The organism is Streptomyces sp. ST2-7A (assembly GCF_021390475.1).
Taxonomy (GTDB): Bacteria; Actinomycetota; Actinomycetes; order Streptomycetales; family Streptomycetaceae; genus Streptomyces.
Window position 1 is genome coordinate 13,744 of record NZ_JAJUWS010000051.1, and the last position, 15,488, is coordinate 29,231.

The 15,488-nt window shown below is 72.9% G+C and carries 16 protein-coding genes; 4 read left to right on the forward strand and 12 right to left on the reverse strand.

The features are described 5' to 3' along the window. The first annotated feature begins 316 nt into the window (after window positions 1–316). The gene (locus LZF96_RS23440) at window positions 317–988 is read left to right on the forward strand and encodes a hypothetical protein (RefSeq protein WP_233876318.1); all 672 of its coding nucleotides are present in this window, start codon (window positions 317–319) and stop codon (window positions 986–988) included. Between the two features lie 78 nt (window positions 989–1,066). Here LZF96_RS23440 and LZF96_RS23445 read toward each other — a convergent pair whose 3' ends face one another. Together LZF96_RS23445 and LZF96_RS23450 are read right to left on the reverse strand one after the other, a co-directional pair. Beyond that, window positions 1,067–1,738: a DUF305 domain-containing protein gene (locus LZF96_RS23445; RefSeq protein ID WP_233876320.1), complete on the reverse strand. Its 672-nt coding sequence runs from the start codon at window positions 1,736–1,738 to the stop codon at window positions 1,067–1,069. Between the two features lie 129 nt (window positions 1,739–1,867). Further along, window positions 1,868–2,557 carry a DUF6153 family protein gene (locus LZF96_RS23450; protein ID WP_233876322.1) on the reverse strand — a complete coding sequence of 230 codons (690 nt, stop codon included), beginning with the start codon at window positions 2,555–2,557 and terminating at the stop codon, window positions 1,868–1,870. 197 nt (window positions 2,558–2,754) lie between these two features. Between LZF96_RS23450 and LZF96_RS23455 the strand changes: the two genes are divergently transcribed. Then, window positions 2,755–3,936: an aromatic acid exporter family protein gene (locus LZF96_RS23455; RefSeq protein ID WP_233876324.1), complete on the forward strand. Its 1,182-nt coding sequence runs from the start codon at window positions 2,755–2,757 to the stop codon at window positions 3,934–3,936. A 203-nt stretch (window positions 3,937–4,139) separates the two neighbouring features. Here LZF96_RS23455 and LZF96_RS23460 read toward each other — a convergent pair whose 3' ends face one another. From LZF96_RS23460 to LZF96_RS23490, 7 genes are all read right to left on the reverse strand, one after another. Then, complete coding sequence (locus LZF96_RS23460; RefSeq protein ID WP_267941283.1) at window positions 4,140–4,520, reverse strand: cupin domain-containing protein; 381 nt, start codon at window positions 4,518–4,520, stop codon at window positions 4,140–4,142. A gap of 152 nt (window positions 4,521–4,672) precedes the next feature. Then, a complete protein-coding gene (locus tag LZF96_RS23465; RefSeq protein ID WP_233876326.1) occupies window positions 4,673–5,299 on the reverse strand; it encodes a hypothetical protein in 627 nt (208 codons plus the stop codon). A gap of 414 nt (window positions 5,300–5,713) precedes the next feature. Next, the gene (locus tag LZF96_RS23470; protein ID WP_233876328.1) at window positions 5,714–6,370 is read right to left on the reverse strand and encodes a GNAT family N-acetyltransferase; all 657 of its coding nucleotides are present in this window, start codon (window positions 6,368–6,370) and stop codon (window positions 5,714–5,716) included. A 116-nt stretch (window positions 6,371–6,486) separates the two neighbouring features. After that, entirely contained in the window at window positions 6,487–6,948 is a 462-nt protein-coding gene (locus LZF96_RS23475) for a hypothetical protein (protein ID WP_233876330.1), read from the reverse strand. Window positions 6,949–7,063: 115 nt separating this feature from the next. Continuing rightward, window positions 7,064–7,633, reverse strand: coding sequence for a septum formation family protein (locus LZF96_RS23480; protein WP_233876384.1), 570 nt, complete (start codon window positions 7,631–7,633; stop codon window positions 7,064–7,066). A gap of 134 nt (window positions 7,634–7,767) precedes the next feature. Continuing rightward, window positions 7,768–7,971 carry a DUF397 domain-containing protein gene (locus tag LZF96_RS23485; RefSeq protein WP_233876332.1) on the reverse strand — a complete coding sequence of 68 codons (204 nt, stop codon included), beginning with the start codon at window positions 7,969–7,971 and terminating at the stop codon, window positions 7,768–7,770. A gap of 6 nt (window positions 7,972–7,977) precedes the next feature. Continuing rightward, window positions 7,978–8,832 carry a helix-turn-helix transcriptional regulator gene (locus LZF96_RS23490; RefSeq protein WP_267941284.1) on the reverse strand — a complete coding sequence of 285 codons (855 nt, stop codon included), beginning with the start codon at window positions 8,830–8,832 and terminating at the stop codon, window positions 7,978–7,980. Between the two features lie 265 nt (window positions 8,833–9,097). Here LZF96_RS23490 and LZF96_RS23495 point away from each other — a divergent pair, with 265 nt between their 5' ends. Both LZF96_RS23495 and LZF96_RS23500 read left to right on the forward strand, forming a co-directional pair. After that, window positions 9,098–9,607, forward strand: coding sequence for an ATP-binding protein (locus LZF96_RS23495; protein ID WP_233876336.1), 510 nt, complete (start codon window positions 9,098–9,100; stop codon window positions 9,605–9,607). Window positions 9,608–9,772: 165 nt separating this feature from the next. Beyond that, a complete protein-coding gene (locus tag LZF96_RS23500) occupies window positions 9,773–10,807 on the forward strand; it encodes a patatin family protein (protein WP_233876338.1) in 1,035 nt (344 codons plus the stop codon). A gap of 102 nt (window positions 10,808–10,909) precedes the next feature. On the opposite strand, the gene LZF96_RS23505 is transcribed toward LZF96_RS23500, so the two are convergent. From LZF96_RS23505 to LZF96_RS23515, 3 genes are all read right to left on the reverse strand, one after another. Continuing rightward, complete coding sequence (locus LZF96_RS23505; RefSeq protein ID WP_233876340.1) at window positions 10,910–11,578, reverse strand: NPCBM/NEW2 domain-containing protein; 669 nt, start codon at window positions 11,576–11,578, stop codon at window positions 10,910–10,912. A gap of 193 nt (window positions 11,579–11,771) precedes the next feature. Beyond that, window positions 11,772–14,483, reverse strand: a complete 2,712-nt coding sequence (locus LZF96_RS23510) for an NACHT domain-containing NTPase (RefSeq protein ID WP_267941285.1) — start codon at window positions 14,481–14,483, stop codon at window positions 11,772–11,774. Window positions 14,484–14,507: 24 nt separating this feature from the next. Continuing rightward, entirely contained in the window at window positions 14,508–15,428 is a 921-nt protein-coding gene (locus LZF96_RS23515; protein WP_233876342.1) for an EamA family transporter, read from the reverse strand. Between the last annotated feature and the right edge of the window lie 60 nt (window positions 15,429–15,488).

Below are 15,488 nucleotides of genomic sequence, written 5' to 3' on the forward strand. Positions count from 1 at the left end.
GGCGTCGGGGTCGGGGTCGGGCACGACGGTCGGGGGTCCGCTCCCCCGCTCGATCCCGTCGCCGCCGGCGGGAGTGGTGTCGGTCTCGCCACCAGGGGCGGGGGCGGGGGCGTCCGTTGGTTCCGTGGGGTCCGGGCCTGCCATGCGAACATCCTGCCGGCCCACCGGCGACGGCGGGGTCCGTCCCGGGCCGGCCGGCGCGGACGGTGAACCCGGGGGCCGCCCGAAGCGTATGTTCTGCCGTCACCACCCGGCCGGTGCACCCCGGTCGGTGCCGACCGGCGAGTTCCGAGAGCCCTGCGAGTCCGGAGAACACGTGAGCACCACACCCGAGACCGACCCTTCCCGCCCGGCCGTCCCCACCCCGCCGGCCCGGCCGTCCACCGTCGGGGAACCGGCCGTCCCGAACACCCCCACCCGGCGTCTCGCCCGGCTGATCACCGACCTCCTCGCCCCCGTCCACCTGGTCATCGCGCTGCTGCCGGTGATCGGGCTGCGCTCCGGGGACGGCCTCGACGGACTGGTGCGCACCCTCCCCGCGGTCGTCTTCTGCGGCGGGTTGCCGCTGCTGGTGGTGTTGGTCGGCATCCGGCGCGGGGTGTGGAGCGACCGGCACGTGCGGGTGCGCGAACAGCGAGCCGTGCCGCTGCTGATCACCCTCGGTTCGGTGCTGGTGGGGTTGGGCGTCTCGGCGGCCCTCGGCACGCCGCGCCCGGTCCTGGCGCTGATCGTGGCCATGGTGACGGGTCTGCTGGTGACGATCGCGGTGACGGCGTGGTGGAAGGTGTCCGTGCACGCGGCCGTCGCCGCCGGGGCGACGGCCGCGCTGATCGTGGAGTTCGGCGCGCCGGCGTGGGCGTTGCTGCCGGTGACGGCGGCGATCGGCTGGTCGCGGGTGGTGCTGCGGGACCACACCCCGGCGCAGGTGATGGTGGGCACGGTGCTCGGTTTCGCGGTCGCCGCGTCCGTCTTCGCCCTGCTGCGCTGAGGCCCGTGGCCCGTCCCGACCGTCGACGGTTGGGACGGGCCACGGGGATCGGGCCCGGCTTCGGGGCCGGCCCGGATGTCAGCGCTCGACGGGTTCGCCGAGGAGTTCGCGCATCCGCGTGATCTCGGCCTCCTGACCGTCGATGATCTCCCGGGCGAGTTCGGCGGTCGGTTCGTGGGAACCGTCCGCCAACACCTGCCGGGCCATCTCCAGCGCCCCCTCGTGGTGCTCGATCATCAGACCGAGGAAGGCGGTGTCGAACGCCTCACCGTCGACGGCGGAGAGATGTGCCATCTCCTCGTCGGTCAACATGCCGGGCATGTCGTGGCCGTCGTGGAGCCCGTGGCCGTGGTGGTCGGCGTCCGTCTCCTCGGCGACTTCGACGCCCCAGCCGCGCAGCCAGGCGGTGAGGGTCTCGATCTCCGGCCCCTGGGCGGCCTCGATCTCCTCGGCGAGGGCCAGGACCTCCGGCGAGGCGGCCCGGTCGGGGGCCAGTTCGGACATCTCGAGGGCCTGCCGGTGGTGGGGGATCATCTCGCGGGCGAAGGCGATGTCGGCGTCGTTGTGTCCTTCCCGGGGCTCCTCGTCCCCGGTGGTCGGGGCCGCGTGGCCGGCGTGGTCGGTAGCCCCGTCGTCGGCGGCGCCGCAGGCGGTGAGGGTCAGGGCGCCGGCGGCCAGGGCCGCCGAGGCGAGAAGGCGGCCGAGCGGCCGGCGGACGGGGAGGCGGGGGGAACGGCGTGTCACACGCATGGCGGGGAACTCCTGCGACGGGTCGCCGCCGGACGCGCGGTGGAGCGCGAACGGCGGACGTGGGAACGGGGAAAGGGACGCGACGGCGCCGGGCGCCGGCCACGAGGGACCGACCGCCCGGGGGCGCTCCTACACCCGCAGGAGTTGGAGTTCGCTGAGCGAGGGCGGGGCACGCCGGTCGAGGAGCGCGCACGGCCGGACGGCGGGCGGCGCCGCCGAGAGAACCGGCACCGGGATCGAGCCGGTGGGGAACGGCGGGGCGGGCGCGAGGGCCACGCCGGCGGCGTGACAGGTGACCTCGGTGCGTTCCGCGTGCCCGCAGGGCTCCCGCACGTCGGCGGCCCGGTCGGGGGCCGAGGGATGCCCGGGGGTGCCCGGAACGGCGGTGAAGGGGTGCGCCGCACCCTGGCCGTGGTGGTCCGCGTGCCCGGTGGGCTCGGCGCTCCCGGTCCGGGGGTCGTGACCGGCATGACCGGGACGCTCCCCGCCGCCGACATGGTCGACGTGTTCCACGTGCCGGGCGTGGTCCGCATGGCCCGCGTGCCGGGCGTGGCCCGCGTGCCCGACATATTCGGCGTACCCGGCGGCATACCCGGCGTGGTCCGCGTACCCGGCGGCATACCCGGCGTCCGGGTGGGCGGCGGGGTGGTGGCCCGGCGCCGTCACGGCGGCGTGCGCGAGGGCGGCGGTCCCGATCCCGTGCAGCAACAGCACGCCCAGCAGCAGCGGCAGCACCCGGATCGCCCGGCGCGTCCGGGTCCACCGGGACACCCGGAGCGCCACGCCCCGTCGTCCCGTTCCGCTTCGCCGCCCGCTCACGTCGCCATCCTAGGCACCCGGACCTCCGACCCCCGGCCCACCCGACCGGGATGCGGACGCTCCCGGACCGATCCGTTGCCGTACCCATCGATCCGGGCAGGGGCACTCCGACGGTGGACGGTTGTCACCGACAACGTCCCCGGCGGTGCCCCGCCGGGACACCGGACGCCACGGATCGGAAACGCGAGGGAGAACGGATGAGCCCGCTGGGAACGGTGCGCCGGCGCACGGCCGAGGGCGTGGACCACCTGCGACGCGCGGCGCGCGGGCCGGGCTGGGAGCGCGACGACGTCGTGCTCCAGTTCAAGATCGTCGGCGCCACGGTGGTGGCCTGGCTGATCGCCTCGGCGGTCCTGCCCTCCTCGGTGCTCACCTTCGCCCCCTTCACCGCCCTGCTCGTCCTCCAGGGGACGGTGCACCGTTCCCTGCGGGTGTCGTTGAAGTACCTGGCGGCGGTGGTGGTCGGGGTCAGCCTGGCCGCCGCCTTCGGCGTCACGGCGGGGGTGCACGGCTGGTCGCTGGCGATCCTCATGCTGCTCGCCCTGGCCGCCGGCCGGATGTGGCCGCTCGGCAACGAGCGCACCCAACTGCCGGTGGTCGCGCTCTTCGCCTTCGCCGCCGGTAACGGTGACCCCGACTACGGGCTCGATCTGCTGCTGGCCGTCGCGTTGGGAGCGGGGTGCGGCCTGGGCTTCGCGCTGGTGCTGTCCCCGTCCCCGCACCGGCGCGGGGACGCGGAGGAGGCCTGCGAGGACCTCGCCCGGCGGGTGGCGGCCATGCTGCGCTCCGTCGGGGAGTCCCTGGCGGAGAATGCGCCGGCGGAGGAAACCGTCCGGCGGTGGGAGCGCCAACTGCGCGACCTGGAGGCCCGTACCCGCACGGCCCGGTGGGTGGTCTCCGAGAGCGAGGACGCCGCCCGGTTGGCACCGATCCGGCCCCCGGGGCGGGCGGGCCGCGCCTCGGGGGCGACGGCGCCGCGCCCGGACCCGTCGGCCACCGACCTCGCCGCCCGGCACACGACGGTCAACGTTCTGGAGCGGGTGGGCTTCCGCGCCCGTTCCATCGTGCGCGGCCTGACCTACGCCGTGCAGAGCGAGCACTACGGTTCGCTGGCCCATGACTTCCTCACCCCCTACGCCGATCTGCTCGCCGACACCGCCACGGCCGTGGAGCGCTTCGGCGGCGGGGAGCCGGAGGACGACGCGGAGCGGGACGAACTGGAGGCGGCTCTCGGGGCCGTCCGCACCCGGTACGAGGAGCTGATGGAGCGCTGCCGGCGGGAGAACCTGGACGCGCCGGGCGAGTGGCCGCTGTACGGGGCTCTGCTCTCCGACGCCCATCGCGTCACCGACGAACTGGAGCACCCGGGGCTGGTGTGAGGGACCCCGTCCCGGGGCCTTCGGTCCGCGCCGGATGCCGAATGCCGAATGTTGGATGCCGGGGAGGAATCGGCCCGCCGGCCGCACGGGAGTCCCGTGTGGCCGGCGGGCCCCGGAGGGTTCGGTGTGGCCGGCGGGCCCCGGAGGGTTCGGTGTGGCCGTGTCCGCCCCGCCGACGGCGGGGCGGACACGGTGTGCGGGTGTCAGACGCCGGCGGGTGCGGCCATCCGCTTGGCGTAGTCCGCCATGCCGGTCCAGTCGAGGGCGACACACGGTTCGTCGCCGACCACCCAGGCGTCGTGCCCGGGCGTGACCTCCATGAAGTCCCCGGGGCCGTACTCGGCCTCGTCGCCGTCGTCCATGACGATCTTCATCCGGCCACTGACGCAGTACCCGGTGTGGGCCGCCTCGCAGCTCTCCGTGCCGACCATCGGCTTGACGTGCTTCGACCACTGCCATCCCGGTTCGAAGACCGCGCGGCCCACAAGCCCGTGGTCGGTCTCGATGAGGTCCAGGTGTCCCTTGTGGTCCTCGAAGGGGCGGACCTCGTCGGCCGATTCGAAATTCCTCTTGACGATGGTCATGATCATCCGCCTCCCGGCGGGATGGTTGAACAATCCCGAGTCCACCTTCCAGGCTACGCCTCGACGCGCCTACCGCCCACCCTCGACGGTGGTCCCGGGAGAGGGACGCCCGGCCCCGGAGCCGGGCGTCCGGGAGAGCGGGTTCGGGCCGCTCAGTTGTACTCGACCTCGCAGGTGGCGTCGGTGTTGTAGGGGGTGAAGATGCCGTCCGGGTTGTCCCAGAACAGCCACACGTACAGCGAGTAGGCGTCGGGGGCGTCGTCCCCGTTGAACTGGTCCTCGATGAGTCCCGCCCCGTTGTCCTCGTCGTCGGTGTCCTGCTCGTCGAGCTGCTCTCCGGTGTCCCGCTCCTCCGGCGGGCTCTCGAACTCCTGACCGAACAACTCCGGCGGGTCCTGCCCCTCGTCCGCGACGATGTACTCGACCGCGCCCAGTCGCAGATCTCCCGGCTCACCGTCCGGATCGGGCAGGTAGACCAGTACGGGCGGTTCCTCCTGGTTCACCTCCTGTCCGATGTAATCCGGGTTGTAGTAGTGGTAGCCGATGGCGCCGTCGTCGGTCTCGACGCACTCCTCGGCCTGCACGTAGCCGTCCTCGATCGCCTGATCCACGTCCTCGTACGGCTCCATCGCCTCCCGGAGGTCCTCGATCTCCTGCTGGGTCTGTTCGTCGAGGCCCTCCTCGTCGTCCTGGGCCGCGGCCGAGAGTGCCGGGCCCAGAGCCAGGGCGGTGGCGCCGACCAGGGCGATCGTCGAACGGCGCAAAGAAGCTGATGTCATCACAGACCTCACCTTTTCCAGAGGGGATTCGAAGGGGGAGTCCGAAGGGAATCGGTGCCGGGGAGGGAAGATGGAACCCGGTCGTGGCGCTGCTCGCGTCCACCCGAGGCATCCCACCGGCGGACGGGCCTCCCGGAACGATGCCGGGGCGGGTCACCCGCCGTCCGCCACCCGGGGGCATCTCCCACACGAAGGCGGCGGTGCGGCGGCGAAGGCCGTCGTCCTCAGAATACGTTCCCCCCCGGACACCCGCATGCGCACGCAGCTCACGGCTGTGAGCTGCGAAAACACCGTGGGAACCGGGCCCGGGGAGCGGGGTGCCGACCGGCCGCGGCCGTCCCGGTCCCGCGGTCGGTCGGTGTCGATCGGTGTCGATCGGTGTCGGCAGGGCACCCGAACCGTCCCGGTCCGATGTCAGACGCCGAACATCTCCCGGCACCCCTCCAGGCCCTCGATCCGCACCCCTCCCCCGGCGGGCGCGTCGGCCGCGCGGGCCGTCCACGTGGCCCGGTCCAGACGCAACCGGCGCAGGGTGCGACGACGGCCCGAGACGGCCGCCGACTCCTCGCCGTCCTCCCGGTAACCGAGGCGGCGGGAGACGCCGAGCGAGCGGGGGTTGTCCGTCATCGCCGAGGAGGTCACCGCCAACGCCCCCAGTTCCCCGAACGCCAGATGCAGGACGGCCGCGCGCATCTCGGTGCCGAGGCCGGCGCCCTGGTGGGCGAGGCCCAGCCAGGAACCGGTGGAAGCCTCGCGGGTGACCGCGAAGTCGCGGCCGGTCAGGTCCATGCGCCCCACCGGCCGCCCCTCGTGCAGGACCGCCAGTGCGAGGGTCCAGTCCTCGGACCGCCACTGCGCCAGGGTCCCCAGCACGTGCCGCACGGTGGCCCGGCCCCGTTCCAACGGCGGCGCCGCGCTCCACGGCACGGAGAACGGCATCTCGTCGTCCCGGTGCACGCCGGCCGCGGCCACCTCGGCCAGACCTTCCAACGTCTCCGGGTCGGGGACCCGCAACTCCAGGCGCGGCGTGGTGATCCGCAGGTCGTACAGGGGTTGGAAACGGTGCGTCATGCGAGGGGATCCTGCCGGACGGGGGCGGGCCCCGGCCAACGGTTTTCGCGTACCGTTCGCCGGGGCCCCGGGGCGACTCCCGTTGTGGTGTGGGGGGATGCGGGCGTGCGGGCGGGTCAGCGGAAGGAACCGGTGTGTTCCTCCGACGGGGTGGTGTGGACGCTGCACACCACGCGCTCCGCTCCGGCGGGCGCCGGCTCGGGGGTGATCACCAGATGCGGCGATCCCCGTTCCGCCGGGGTGACGCCGAAGTAGTCGGCGAAGGAGGACTCGCACAGGGCGTCGCGCGCCGCGTCGTCGGCCTCGCCCACCGCGTCGTGGACCCCGATGACCTCGTAGACGTGCGGTTCCTCGCAGGAAAGGGGGTCCTCGTCGACGGTGTCGGCCCGGCCCCAACAGTCGCCGACGGACAGCTCACCGGCCGCCGCGTCCCCGGCTCCCCACTCCCCGGCGTCGAAGTCGTCGGCCGCGAACTCCGGCGGATCGGACCACTCCTCGCCACCACAGGCCGTGGTGGTCAGCCCGACGGCCACGACGACGGCTGTCGCCGCCAACCAACGCTTCTTCCGTGTGCACATGCGCACCTGCCTACCGGCCGGTCACGTCCCGGTGGGCCGTTTGCTCCGATCCGGAGCACATTTCACGCCCCTCCCGGTGAGGGCGCCACGGCCGGCCCGGTGGCGGGCCCCGCGCTCAGCCGATGGAGAAGGGGGAGGTGTGTTCCTCGCTGCGGGTGGTGTAGGCGCTGCACACGATCCGGTCGGACCCCATCTCGACCGGCTCGGGGGTGACCAGGATCATCGGCAACGGCTGGTCGTTGTACGAGACGCCGAAGTACTCGGCGAACAGCCCTTCACAGATGGCGTCCTTGGCATCCTGCTCCGCCCGCATCCCGTCGAGTCCCTCACCGCCCTCCGGCGCCTCGAAGCCCTCGTGGACGCCGACCACCTCGAAGACGTGCGGTTCGGTGCAGGAACGGGGGTCGTGGTCCACCGTGGTCCCCCGGCCCCAGCAGTCCCCGACCTTCAACGGCTCACCGGTGCCGAAGTCGTCCCAGCCCACCAGATCCCCCGGGTCCCCCATTTCCTCCAGATCCTTGAGTGCTTCCTCGAGTTCGGCCTCCCACTCCGCCGCGTCGAAGTCCTCCGCCACCGGAGGTGCCGCGGCGGGGCTCTCCGGCCCGCTCGAACACGCCGTCGCTCCGAGGCCGACGACCACCACGGCGGCCGTCACGGCCACCCAACGCTTTCTTCGTGTGCACATGCACACCTTGATATCGGGAATCCCCATCCCCGGGCAGGGGTTCACCACAGCCCGTGACAGAACCCGGAAGAACCGGCGATCGGGAAGTCACATGAATCGTGGCAGTAGCGAACCATCAACGCCCCGGGGCGGGTTCAGCCGCCCGGACCGCCGACCCGCCCGGCCCGGATCGCGTCCAGCAGTGCGGCGAACGCGGCGGGCTCGGCCACCACCACCCGCCCCGGCACCTCACTCTCCCGCACCGCCACACCGCCGACCGTCGCCGCCACCTCCACGCAGTTGTTGCCGCCGGCACCGCAGAAAGAGGAACGACGCCAAGTGCTCACTCGCTGCTGCATGAGCCCTCACAAGTCTCGGACGATCGCATGAATGAAGTCCCGGGATTCCTCCTGAGGGAGCGCCGAGGCCTCCATCAAGTCCAGCAGAGAACGGTAGTTCGCCAACGGTGTGGGAGCGTCGGCGAAGTAGCTTCCGTGTGCGGTGTCGAGTTGAACGGTGTCGAGCGCTCGGACAGGCCCTTCGGCGTACAGGATGGATTGACCGGCGCCATGGAAGCTCCCCGCCCTGAAGGGGATGACGAGCAGGGTCACGTGTTCGCGTTCGGTGGCCTCGACGAGGCCTCGCAGTTGAGACCGCGCCACCGCACGACCTCCGAACTCCATCCGCAGAGCCGCTTCATGGATGATCCCCACGTAGGGGACGGGGTCCTCCCGCTCGATCACCTGCCGACGCGCCATGCGGTGGGCGACACGCAGCTCGATTTCCAACCGGGAGAGCGGCGGGACCACGAGATTGAAGAGGGCACGGGCGTGGTCCTCGGTCTGGAAGAGGCCGGGCAGGTGGACGGTCTGGGCCGTGCGCAGGCGATGGGCATGGTGCTCCACCTCCGAGACATCGAGAAACCCCTCGGGAATTTTCCCCCGGTACTCCTCCCACCAGTGCCGAGCCTTGCGTCCGACGGCCATCTTCGCCAGGGCTTCGATCAACGCGGGCTCATGGCACTCGTAGTGGTGAGCGAACCAACGGACACGGTCCTCACTGATACCGGTGCGACCGGCTTCGACGTTGGAGAGCATCGTGCGATCCACACCCAGTCGCCGGGCTGCCTCCACCAGTGAAATTCCGGCTTGTTCTCGCATGCGTCGGATCTCCGTTGCGAGCCGTCGACGGCGCCCGGTGGGCACGTTCCGTTGAGCCATGTCACCCCTCTTCATGCGGCGGACAGTCTGGCAGCGCGTCACCTTTTGGACCAACCAAGCCCTCACGAGGTCACCCGTTTAGGGAATAGGACTCACAGGTGAGTCACAAATACTCTAAGTTGTGACTCAGTTACCCGCGTCGGTACTCCCGAGGGGAAGTACACCGTTTCGCCCTGCCCGCAGGCACGGGAGACGACGGCAATGACACCGCTCGATGGCCGCCCCGGGGACCCGCCCGTCCCTCTCATCCGCTCGGGAGAGATCCATGTCGCACACCCCCTCCCCCTGTCCCACCCCCCGTACCACCGCCCCTCCCGAACGGATCGGGTTCGCGGAGCCGTGGCGGTACGAGCTGAACCTCCCCCGCGATCCCCGCGTCCCGGCGATCGCTCGCACCACACTGCGGGCCGTGCTCCGCTCCCACGGTCTGGACGAACTCCTGGAGCGCGCCGAGTTGCTGGTCTCCGAGCTGATCACCAACGCGGTGTGCCACACCACCGGCCCGGCCTCACTCGCCCTGCGGTGGACCCACCCCGCGCTGCGGATCTCCGTCCAAGACACCGACCCGAACCCCTCCGCCGCCCGCGCCCCCGCACCCACCCTCGACGCCCGCCGGGACGCCCTCGACGGTCGCGGCCTGCTCCTGCTCGACGCCCTCGCCGACCGCTGGGGCCGGCACGTCATCTCTTCTTCCAGCCCTTCCGACCCCGGCACCCCGCCCGGCAAATCCGTCTGGTGCGAACTCTCCCTCCCCACCCCCGCCGCGACGGCATGATCCGACACCGTTCCGATTCGACCGGTCGGACCCGCCCCACTCGGGAGTGTGTTCGGCCGGCGCGTCACGGCACGCATCGCCGGCACCCCATCCCGTACCGTCGGCTCCGGAAGGCCCCGGACGCCCCGGAGAGGCCGGAAAGCGGGAGCAGCGGGAGGGCAGCACATGCGTCGGGAAGACCTCACCACCGGGGACCTCACCACCGGGGAGCGGCACGAGGTGTTGCGGGTCATCGCCGACCGCTCGCGGGACGACGGCGGCCCGGGCTCGCGCCGTGACGGCCTGCGCCTGGCCCTGGTCATCGAGGGCGGCGGGATGCGCGGGACGATCTCCGCCGGCATGGCCCTCGCACTGCACGAAGCGGGCGTGGCGAGGGTCTTCGACGCCGTATACGGGGCCTCGGCGGGAGCCATCACGGGCGCCTGGCTGCTCAGCAACACCCCGGAGAACCTGGCGGGATGGGCCGACCCCCTCTACGCGAGGGCGATGATCCGCCCGTCCAACCTCTGGCGTCGCCGTCCCATGGTGGACGTGCACCACCTGATCGAACACCTCTACCCCGAGGTCGCCCGGATGGACTTCGACTCCGTCCTGGCCAACCCGGTGGAGTTGCACCCCCTCGCCACCGACGCGCACTCCGGCCTCTCCACCGACCTGCGTCCGTTCCTGACCGGGCCGGCCGAACTGCGGCTGGCGCTACGTGCCAGCGCCGCCCTGCCGTTCCTCGCGGGCCCGCCCGTCCGCCTGGGCGGGCAGGTCTTCTACGACGCCGGCCTCGCCGAGTCCATCCCCTACCGCACCGCGCTGGCGCAGGGGGCGACCCACGTGCTGGTGCTGCGCTCCCGCTCGGCGCCGATGCCCTCGCCGGTCGCCGGTGACCGGGGGTCCGTACGCCCCTCCTTCGGGGCGCGGCTGATCACCTCGACCGCTCTGCGGAGCTACCCCAAGGCCCTGCACGACGCCTTCCACGCACGTGGGAGCCGACTGTCGGAGGACGACGCGCTCCTCGCGGCCTACGACCGGTCGGGCCTGCCCACCGGGGCACCGCCGGTGGAGACGGCGACCCGGACGGAGCCCGCCGTCCTCTCGATCCGTCCGGCCCTGGACTCACCCCGGGTCGGACGCCTCACCCGCGACGGGAAGACGCTGAAGGCCGCCCTCGAAGCGGGCCGCACGGCCGTCGAACGCCTCCTGTCCTGAGGTCGCGGAGGGTTGACGGCTCGTGTCCGACCGCATCGAACGGCCGTGCCTCCGCACGGGCATTGACTGCGACGGAGTGCACTCCCGGTCCCCGGCCGACGGTCAGGGGACGCCACCGAGCACGGCGTCGCCCCAGACGGGTTGTCCGCCGGTGCCGCAGCGGATATCGGCGTTGACGTGCGACCGGAGTTCGGCGGCGCCGCTGACATCCACCGTGACCCGCTCCGTGTCGTACTTGGTCAGCGCGATGCGGTCGGTGGCGGGCTCGTTGTCCACATGGACGCGGAAGTGGTGGATATCCCCGGGATGAGCCTCCAGGGTGACGCCGAGGGTGGCCTCGAACGTGTCCCAGGCGCCTTCCAGCGCGTAGGCGATCACCTGCTCGCCGAGGCAGAGGTGCTCGACGCGGACGCTGTACTCGTAGTCCGTCCCGACCAGGTGGACGGCACCGGTCCTCGCCGTGCCGTGCGCCGGCTTCAGCTCCGACAGGTAGCGAACGTCGGGCTCCGAGGCCGCCCGTTCCCGCCCCTCGTCCGCTTCCGGGTCGTCCCGCCCCTCGCCGTCAAGGGCCGCGTCCTCCCGCGGCGCCTCCCCGTCGGGGGCGGACGCGGATGGCGAGGGCAGTCCTCCCGGCGTTCCATCTCCCTCGGCGGAGCAGGAGTTGAGGAACCACCCGGCGCCGATCGCGGCCACCACGATGCTGACCACGGCGAGGAAGACATCCCGCTGTGTGACCTTGGAACCCGGGTTGCTCGGTGTCCCCCCACCCATCCGTCATCCCCCCGGTGACCATCGCCGTACCGAGAGTACGGGCCCGCTCACCATGATGTCATCGGGGCCAACAGCCGTGAGTCATCCGGGGATTCCGGCCCCCGGTCACCGAGGGCCGGGCGGCGGGACGGCGGTCGTGCGCCCCGGACCGGTGAGGCCCATAGCGAGCACGGTCGGCTTTCCGGGCGGACGTCTACCCCGGCGTCCCGGTGTTCCCGGTGTCCCGGGTCATGAGGACGGCTCCGGAGTCCTCGGGGTGGGGGGCGGCGGTGAAGCCCGGCGGAGGCCGGAACCCCTCGGCCACGGCACTCCGCCGCACCCGGATCTCCCGCAGGCGCGGGAAGGCGGAGGTCCGGCTCCCGTCGTCCCCGGGAGCGGGGAGGTCGCGCCACCACAGGTGGGTCAGCCGCTCCGGGACCAGGTAGGTGCTCAGCTCCTCCGGTCGATGGGTGCCGACGAGCTGCACCCGTGCCCGGCCTCCGAGGTCGCGCAGCAGCCGCAGTTGTTCGTGGGTGTGGACGCTGATGTAGAGGTCCTCGTCGTCGAGGTCGGCCAGGATCTCCCGCGCGTAGCGTTCGGCGTCGAAGTGGTGCCAGTTCCAGGCCAGCTGGCGTCGCAACCAGAGGGAGGGGTGCCGCCGGTAGCGGGCCAGGAGCGGCAGGGCGGCGTCCGTGCCGATCTTCAGCGCGGTGACCACCACCGCGCCCGCCTCCTCGTCCGTCAGCCCTTCCGGTCCGGGCAGCAGACCGAGGAGCAGTGCTCCGCCGTGGTGGGCGAGGAACCTCGCCTGCCGCATGTCGGTGGGGGGCAGGAGCCGGGCCACGGCGTCGGTCACCCGGCGGCGCGTCCCGGGGTCGAGTTCGGTGGCGTGGGCCACGCAGTCGGCGGCCAGCAGGACCCGGCGGACGATCCGCCCCTCGGCCTCCTCCACCGGGGGCGCCGACGGGAAGTTCTCGCCGGCGCCGTCCAGCAGCCCTTCCAGTAGGCGGACGCGTTCGGCGGGGCGGCCGAGGGCGACGGCCATGCGGATGACGTCCTCCCACCGGTCGCGGTGGGCGTTGTCCAGCAGAAGGGGGAAGTCGCCCTCCTCCACGGCGGCCCCGGCGCCCAGGTGGTCCTGGAAGATGCGGTGCACGAAGTCCAACCGGCCGGGGACGGGTTCGCGCAGCAGGCCGCAACGTTCCAGCAGGTGGCGCAGGACGGTGTCCCCGTCGGCGGACACGTGGTGGGCCATGGCCGGGAGGACGCGGTCCAGTTGGGCCACGGCGTCGGCGCGGTCCATCTCGGCGCGGTCGTTGCGGATCATCCAGTGCGCGAGGCGCTGCAACAGCCGCACCAGCGCGTCCCGGGACAGTCGCCCCCCGGCCCCGAGGGTGGTGTCCACACCGCGTTCGAGGTCACGGCGTTCGAGCAGCATGGAGAGCGCGGCCTCGTAGAGGTCGCGGCGGTCGGTGGGCAGGAAGCCTTCACGGTCGCGGTGCAGCGCGCACAGCAGCCCGCACATCAGCGGGTTGACCGCCAGCCGTCCGAGGGCTTCGGTGGTGCGGATGGCGGTGACCAGGGCGGTGCCGAGGGCGGGGTCGGCGTCGGCGGCCTCGTGCCAGCGGGTGACGAACAGCTCGATGTCGGTGCGGGACATCGGCGCGAGGGAGAGTTCGACGAAGCCGCGTGCCGCGTCGCGGTCGGCGAGCCACGCCTCCCGGACGGCGGAGGGGCGGGCGGTGACCACCCAGGGGTTGCCGGGGTAGGTCGTCATGAGTTCGCGGATCCAGCGGCGGACGGTCTCCCGGTCGCGTTCGGGCACCTCGTCCACGCCGTCCACCAGCAGCAGCGCGCGGCCGGCGCGCAGGACCCGGTCGGCCCACCCGTCCGGTTGGGCGGTGGCGAGCGGGCTGCCGACGGCGTGCGCGAAGCGGTCGGGGCTCGGCGGCCGGCCGTCGATCACCACGCGGCGCAGCGGCAGCACGAACGGCACCCGGCCGACCAGGTGATCGAGGCCCGGCGGGTGGTCGCGCGGGGGGCCGAGGTGGGTGCGGGCGGCGGTGACGGCGAGCCACTGCACGAGCGTGCTCTTGCCCGAGCCGGCGACGCCGCGCAGCAGCACCCGGTCCCGGCCGGCGAGGGCGTCCTCGGCCCGCAGCACGAGGCCGGAGGGGTCGACGGATCCGGTGGCACCGGCCGGGGCCGTCGGGTCATCGGCCTCCGCCTCCGGGGCGGTGACCTCCAGCGGAACGTACGCGGCGTCCAGCTGCCATTCGTGCCCGTGGCCGAGGTCCAGGCCGTGGATGGTCAGTTCACCGTGGCGGGCGATGACGTGCCGGGCCCAGCGCGGCTCGAAGTCGGCGTCCTCCGCGCGCCGGTCGCCGATCCGTTCCAGCAGCAGGTCCATGGTCCGGGTCGCGCGGTGCAGCGTCCGGGTCTGTTCCACCTGTGCGCGGGCGACGAAGGTCGAGCGGGTGGTGAAGAAGTGCAGGACGTGGACGCAGCAGGTGTGCAGGAGGGTGTCCCAGCGGGCTTCGGCGTCGGCGGACAGGTCGCGGGGGCGGGGTAGCCGGGCGGCGAGGGCCTCGGGGCCGAGCCGCACGGCTTGCACGTCGTCCATGTCCACATCGCCCAGCGCGTGCAGGGCGCGGACCAGGGCGTCGGTGAGTTCGGCGGCCGTCTCGGCGGAGGGCGCCTCGACGGGGCCGGCCGCTCGTCCGGCCCGGCGCACCAACACGGCTGCGAGCTTGCTGAGTTCCGCCTCACCGAGGGTGCGACGCTCGCCCCGGAAGGAGACCAGGGAGGCCAACCGCACTGGCCGGTCCACCAGTTCGGCGCCCGGTCCCTCCTTCACGAACAGCTTCCCGATCAGGGGCGCCAGCGCGCCGGTGGCCAGTCGCAGCGCGACGGAGGAGGGCTCCATGCGGGCGATGCTAGGCGAACTCTCCTACCGGGCAACGGTTTTCCGCGAACCGCCGACCGGGCGCCGCCCGGACCCGGACGGCGGGGCGGAGTCGCGTTGGGCGAGGAGGATCGCACCGGCGATGAGCAGGCCGCCGAGGAGTTGGCGGGGCGTGAACGCCTCGCCGAGCACCACCCACCCGAGCACCGCCGCGACCAGCGGACTGACCAGGGCGAGGAAGGAGACGGCGGAGGCCGGGAGACGTTCGAGGCCGCGGAACCACAGCACGTAGGAGACCAGCGCGCCGATCACTCCCAGGTACAGGAAACCGCCGAGGTTGGCCCCGGTGACGCGGTCCGGCAGGCCCTCTCCGATCAGGAGGAGCGGTAGCAGGACCAGACCGCCCACGGTGAGCTGCCAGCCGGTGAACGGCAGCACCCCCACCCCGTCGGGCCTTCCCCACCGCTTGGTGAGCACGATGCCGCAGGCCATCGAGACCGCTCCGCCGATCGCCGCGAGGACGCCGACGGCGTCGAGTTCGGCGGTCGGTTCGAGGACCAGGAGCGCGACGCCGAGGACGCCCAGCGCGCAGGCGACGGCGTGCGGGAGGCGGATGCCCCGGCCCAGCAGCGGGATGCCGATCAGCAGGACCAGCGCCGGTTGCATGGAGAGCAGCAGCGCCGCCACGCCGCCGGGCAGCAGGTACGCGGCGACGAAGAGGAGCGGGAGGAACAGGCTGATGTTGAGGACGCCGAGGACCACGGCCCGCCACCACCACCCGTCGGTGGGCAGGACCCGGGTGAACACCAGCAGGACCAGTCCGGCGGGCAGGGCCCGGGCCACGGCGGCGAGCAACGGGCGGTCCGGCGGGAGGAATTCGGTGGTGACCAGATAGGTGCTGCCCCATACGGCGGGGGCGAGCGCCGTCACGCCGGTGTCGAGCAGGGGTCGGCGGCCCTCGGACACGGGTCGGCCCTCCTTCGGGGTCGTGGGCGGGGTCCGGGGGGCGGGGCCGGTTCGCCGAGG